This is a genomic window from Cupriavidus sp. DL-D2 (assembly GCF_039710735.1).
Taxonomy (GTDB): domain Bacteria; phylum Pseudomonadota; class Gammaproteobacteria; order Burkholderiales; family Burkholderiaceae; genus Cupriavidus.
In genome coordinates this window covers 1-4,812 of record NZ_JBDKXK010000118.1, presented here as the reverse complement: position 1 = coordinate 4,812, position 4,812 = coordinate 1, and the positions used below count along the sequence as shown (strand labels likewise).

The window sequence follows — 4,812 nt, the reverse complement described above, 5'->3', positions numbered from 1 at the left end:
GTAGCGCAGCGTCAGTTGCAGCGTGCCGTCGTCGTGTTCGATGGAGTCGAGGACCAGTTCGAACTGGGCGGCCTGCGCGCCAACGGCCCACGGCGTCACCGACAGATCGCTCAACCCTGCCAGCGCGGCGCGGTTGTCACGCTGGTGATTGAACATGACCTGGAACAGCGGCGGATGGCTCAGGCTGCGCTCCGGCTGCAGCGCATCCACCAGTTGCTCGAACGGCAGGTCCTGATGGGCCTGCGCGCCCAGCGCAGCTTCGCGTGTCTGTGCCAGTGCCTGAGCCAGTGTCATACGCGGGCCGGCTTGCAGCCGCATCACCTGCGTATTGACGAAAAGCCCGACCGTGTCCTGCACATCGGCACGATGCCGGTTGGCGATGGGCACGCCCACGCGAATATCGGCCAGCCCGGTGTAGCGCGACAGCAGCGTCTGGAACGCCGTCAGCAGCGCCATGAACACGGTGGCGCCGCCGGCCTGCGCACGCTGGGCCAGTGCATCGCGCACGGTTCTGGGCAGCGTCGCCACGTGACGAGCCTCGTGGTAGCCGTCGGCGGCCAGCCGGGGGGCGTCGGCGGGCAGTTGCAGCACCGGATGATCGTCGCCAAGCTGCGTGCGCCAGTAGTCGAGTTGGCGGGTCTGCTCGGCGGCATCGAACCAGCCGCGCTGCCATGCCGCATAGTCCACGTACTGGACGGCCAGCGGTGCCACCGCCAACGCCTGCCCGTTCCGCAGCGCGCCGAATCGCGTCACGAACTCGTCGACGATCACGCGCATCGACCAGCCATCCGAGGCAATGTGATGCATCACCACGACCAGCCGATGGTCGTCCTCGGCCATGCGGATCAGCGCCGCACGGACCGGAATCTGGCCTTCGAGATCGAATGGCGTCAGCGCCAGACGGGCGGCCTCTTCCGTGGCCGATGCCTCGGCGTCCGCCGTGTTCCGCAGGTCGATTACCGGCACCTCGAACGTGGCCTCCGGCAGCACCCGCTGCATGGCCTTGCCATCGGCGTCGGCCACGATCACCGTGCGGAATGCTTCGTGCCGCGCCACCACGGCACGCAGTGCCTGCACCAGCAGATCGATGTCGAGCGCGCCCTGCAAGCGCAGGCCACCGGCGATATGGTTGGCCGTGCTGGCTGGGTCCAGCTTCCAGAGGAACCACTGGCGTGCCTGCGCCGGGGACAGCGGTTGCGGATCGAAACGGACATCGTCGGCCAACCGGGGCATGGCGGGCAACGGCGCCGCGTCGGACTGCGCGACGGCCACGGGCGCCACGGCAGCGGCGTGTGCCGCGGCGAGCGCCGCCAGCGTCTGGTGCTCCAGCAACTGGCGCGGCGCCAGCTTGATGCCCTGCTTGCGTGCGCGGGCCACCACCTTGAGACTCAGGATGGAGTCGGCGCCCAGCGCGAACACGTTGTCGCTGCGTCCCACGCGCGCCACGCCCAGCACCTCGGCCCAGATCGCGGCCAGCTTTTCTTCGAACTCGCCCTGAGGCGCTTCGTAGCGCGCGCCGCCATCGCGTTCCGGACGCGGCAATGCCTTGCGGTCGATCTTGCCGTTGGCGTTCAGCGGCAGTGCATCGAGCAGCACGATCGCTGCCGGCACCATGTAGTCGGGCAGTGTCGCGGAGAGCCGCTCGCGCAACGTGTTGGCATCGGCGCTGCCCACCACATACGCGCACAGCATCGCGCGGCCATCGTCGGCCTGATCCGCCAGCACCTCGGCCTCGGCAACGCCCGGCAGGGCCAGCATGGCGCGGCGCACCTCACCGGGCTCCACCCGATAGCCGCGAATCTTGACCTGGTCATCGACCCGGCCCAGGAACGCGAGGCTGCCATCGGGCAGCATGCGCACCTTGTCGCCGGTCCGGTACATGCGCTCGCCCGCGCGCAGCGGATGGGCGACAAAGCGTTCGGCGGTCTGTCCGGCACGGGCCGCGTAACCGCGCGCCACGCCGGGGCCGGACAGGTACAACTCGCCCGCCACGCCCTGCGCCACCGGGTTCATGTCGGCGTCGAGCACCATGGCCTTGCCGTTGGCAAGCGGCTTGCCCAGCGGCAGGCTTGCCGCCGTACGATTGGCCGTCTGGCCGTCCTGCGTCAGCACGCCCACCGTGGTCTCCGAGGGACCATAGTGATTCATCACGGCACAGCCGGGGCGCAGCGCGTGGATACGGTCGAGCAGATCCCACGAGGTGGACTCGCCGCCGAGCACCAGCAAATGGCGCGGCAACACCGACGCGGCATCGCGGGCCTGCAGCAGGGCCTGCAGATGGCTCGGCACGATCTTGAGCGCATCCACGCCGTGCGCGGCCATGTACTCGCCGAAACGGTCGGGATCGAACGCACGCTCGCGGCTGATCAGGTGCAGCGTCCTTCCGCTGCACAGCGCGCCGAAGAAGCTCGTGTGCCCCAGATCGGCGGCCACCGTGGAGATCATCGCCAGGCTCCCGGCTTCCGCCGGCAGCGCCATCCGGTCCAGCACGGCGCGCACATAGTGTGTGAGCGCGCCACGCGCGACCGTGACACCCTTGGGCTGGCCCGTGGACCCCGATGTGTAGATCACGTAGGCGGCCTGCGCCGGATGAACAGGCCCCGGCTGCCAGTCCGGCACCATGGCCGGCGCCTCGCCCTCGCAAGTCAGCGGCCAGACTTCGACATCGGGCGTCCACGCCGGCGCCACTGCGGCAAGCAGCAATGCGGCGCCGCTGTTCTCCACCTGATAGGCCAGGCGGTCGGCCGGCAGTTGGGGATCGAGCGGGACATAGGCGGCACCGGCCTTGAGCACGGCAAGCACACCCAGCACGAAGGCATTCGAGCGCTCGGCGAGGATGGCGACACGGCTCTCCGCGCCGATGCCATGCGCCTGCAGCTTGCGAGCCAGCGCGCTGGCGCGGGCATCGACGCTGGCGAAGTCATGACCGCCAGACTCGTCGTGAACGGCGAGCCGCGTGGGCGCATCGCGCACGGCCTGATCCCACGACGCCATGAGGTCTGCCACGGCGAAGGTTTGCGCGGGACCGCACAGCGCCGTCTGCGCGCCCGGTACGCGATAGGCGGCCAGCGGCAATGTCGGCGCGGTCACCGCCTGCTCGGCGATGGCAGCCAGTGCGGTGCCAAAGCGCGCGATGGTAGCTTCGTCGAAGCGTGCGGCAGCGTAGGCCAGTACGCATTCGATACCGTCCTGGCGATCCGTGAAATCGAAGCTCAGGTCGAAGTGGGCATGGCCGCCGCTCAGTTCCTCGATCCGGATCTCAAGGCCCGCTGCGTGGAAGTTCGCGGGCCGGTCCTGCTGCTCGGTGCACTTCACCTGGAACAGCGGATGCACGCCCGGCTGACGCTCCGGCGCCAGCGCATCAACAAGCATCTCGAAGGGGAGGTCCGGATGTGCCTGTGCGTCGAGCACGGCATCGCGCACACGGGCCAGCAGTGATGCGAACCCTTCGCGTGCATCCAGCTCGGCGCGGATCACCTGGACATTGAGCAGGCAGCCGATCAAGCCCAGCGTCTCGGCTTTTTGCCGGCTCGCCAATGGCGATCCCACGCGCAGATCGGCCTGTCCACCGTGCCGATACAGCGCCACGTCCAGCAGCACGAGCATCACCATGTACAGCGAGGCGCCCTGGGCACGGGCCAGTTCGCGCAGGCGCTGGCTTAGTTCGGCGGAAAGCACCATGCGGTGGCGCCCCTCGCGTGCGGCGAGATGGGCCGGTGCGGCAACGTCGCGCTCGCGGTCGAACGGCAGCACGGCGATGGCGTGGACATCGCCAAGACGCCCGGTCCAATGCGCAAGCTGCCGCTCGGCCACGCCAGCTTCGAGCCAGTTGCGTTGCCATACGGCGTAGTCGGCGTACTGGATCGGCAGCGGGGGCGGCACGGCGACGACGCCCTGTGTCAGCGCCTGGTAGTGGCCGAGCAGTTCGTCGATGGCAATGCGGATCGACCAGCCATCGGCGGCGATATGGTGGACGGACAGCGCCAGCACATGCTCGGCATCGCCGGTCTGGAACAGCGCGGCACGGATCGGTGCCTCGATATCCAACTGGAACGGCTTTTCGCGGAAGGTGTCGAGCCGCACGCGGAGCGTCGCTTCGGTGTCTTCACCGCGCAGATCTTCGAACGGCAGCGGGACATCGACGTGTTCCAGCACATGCTGGGACGCCTCGCCATCGTCGGCCACACGGTAAACGGTGCGCAGGATGTCGTGCCGCCGGGTCAATCCGTTCAAGGCTGCGTGCAGTGCCGTGCGATCCAGTGTGCCGCGCAGATGCAAGGCGCCCGGCAGGTTGTAGGCCGGGCTCGTGGGATCAAGCTGCCAGGTGAGCCACATGGCGCGCTGTGCGTACGAGAGCGGCAGCGGCGCATCGCGGCGGGCCGGAACGATCGGCAGCTCGGCCGCGCTCAGGCCCATGGCTTCGAGCTTGCTCAGGAATTCGCGGCGGGCTTGCGGTGCCAGTGCGGCGAAACGTTGCGCGATCTGTTGTGCGTCCAATGCCATGGTTATTCCAGTCCTTCCAGTGCGTTGAGCAGGTCGTCCATTGCAGACAGGCGCTGCTGCTGGCCGCCCAGCTTGTTGGTGTCGCTGGCGGCGATATGTCTGGCGAGCGCGTGCGGCGTGGGGTGATCGAACAGGTGCCGCATCGGGAGATCCCATCCGTGGCGGGACACGAGCAGCGCACTGACGCGCACCGTGGACAGCGAATCGCCGCCCAGTTCAAAGAAGTTGTCGTGACGGCCCACGCGTTCGATGCCGAGTACCTCGGCCCAGATGGCAGCCAGCGCGATTTCCGCTTCGCCTTGTGGCGCT

Annotated in this window: 2 protein-coding genes; both read right to left on the bottom strand. The window is 68.6% G+C overall.

Going from position 1 to position 4,812, the window contains the following annotated elements; all coding sequences use genetic code 11:
• Positions 1 to 4,503 (bottom strand): amino acid adenylation domain-containing protein (locus tag ABDB81_RS30170; RefSeq protein WP_346814384.1); only part of this gene is annotated, 4,503 nt, incomplete at its 3' end.
• 2 nt (positions 4,504 to 4,505) lie between these two features.
• The coding region (locus ABDB81_RS30165) for a phosphopantetheine-binding protein (protein ID WP_346814383.1) at positions 4,506 to 4,812 on the bottom strand (307 nt) is incomplete at its 5' end.